Source organism: Nonomuraea sp. NPDC001636 (genome assembly GCF_040298265.1).
In the GTDB taxonomy this organism is placed as follows: Bacteria; Actinomycetota; Actinomycetes; order Streptosporangiales; family Streptosporangiaceae; genus Nonomuraea.
In genome coordinates, this window is record NZ_JBEOZT010000100.1 from 1 (window position 1) to 1,249 (window position 1,249).

1 rRNA gene is annotated in these 1,249 nt (G+C 56.4%); it reads left to right on the forward strand.

From position 1 onward, the window contains the following. Positions 1-1,249 (forward strand): 23S ribosomal RNA (locus ABT158_RS51215); the annotation flags it as partial.

The window sequence follows — 1,249 nt, forward strand, 5'->3', positions numbered from 1 at the left end:
TTGAGGGGATCCCAAGTAGCACGGGGCCCGAGAAATCCTGTGTGAATCTGCCAGGACCACCTGGTAAGCCTAAATACTCCCTGATGACCGATAGTGCACGAGTACCGTGAGGGAAAGGTGAAAAGTGCCCCGGTGAGGGGTCGTGAAATAGTACCTGAAACCGTGTGCCTACAAGCCGTAGGAGCGTACAGGAGCTTGTCTTCTGTGTGATGTGACTGCGTGCCTTTTGAAGAATGAGCCTGCGAGTTATGGTGTGTGGCGAGGTTAACCCGTGTGGGGGAGCCGTAGCGAAAGCGAGTCTGAATAGGGCGTTTGAGTCGCATGCTGTAGACCCGAAGCGGAGTGATCTACGCATGGGCAGGTTGAAGCTCAGGTAAGACTGGGTGGAGGACCGAACCCACCAGGGTTGAAAACCTGGGGGATGACCTGTGTGTAGGGGTGAAAGGCCAATCAAACTCCGTGATAGCTGGTTCTCCCCGAAATGCATTTAGGTGCAGCGTCGCGTGTTTCTTGCCGGAGGTAGAGCTACTGGATGGCCGATGGGCCCGACAAGGTTACTGACGTCAGCCAAACTCCGAATGCCGGTAAGTGAGAGCGTGGCAGTGAGACTGCGGGCGATAAGGTTCGTAGTCGAGAGGGAAACAGCCCAGATCACCGACTAAGGCCCCTAAGCGTGTGCTAAGTGGGAAAGGATGTGGAGTCGCAGAGACAACCAGGAGGTTGGCTTAGAAGCAGCCACCCTTGAAAGAGTGCGTAATAGCTCACTGGTCAAGTGATTCTGCGCCGACAATGTAGCGGGGCTCAAGCACACCGCCGAAGTCGTGGCATTGACAGAACATTGTGTCTGTTGATGGGTAGGGGAGCGTCGTGCAGCCGGCGAAGCAGCAGAGTGATCTAGTTGTGGAGGCTGTGCGAGTGAGAATGCAGGCATGAGTAGCGAATCGAGGGTGAGAAACCCTCGCGCCGGATGACCAAGGGTTCCTGGGGCAGGCTAATCCGCCCAGGGTAAGTCGGGACCTAAGGCGAGGCCGACAGGCGTAGTCGATGGACAACGGGTTGATATTCCCGTACCCGCTTTAACGCGCCCATATCGAACCTCGTGATGCTAAGAGTCCTTAGCTCGCCTAAAGCCTTCGGGCTTGGGGTCAGAGTGAACGCTCGATCCGATCGGGTAGTAGGTAAGCGATGGGGTGACGCAGGAAGGTAGTCCAGCCCAGGCGATGGTTGTTCCTGGGGTAAGCATGTAGGG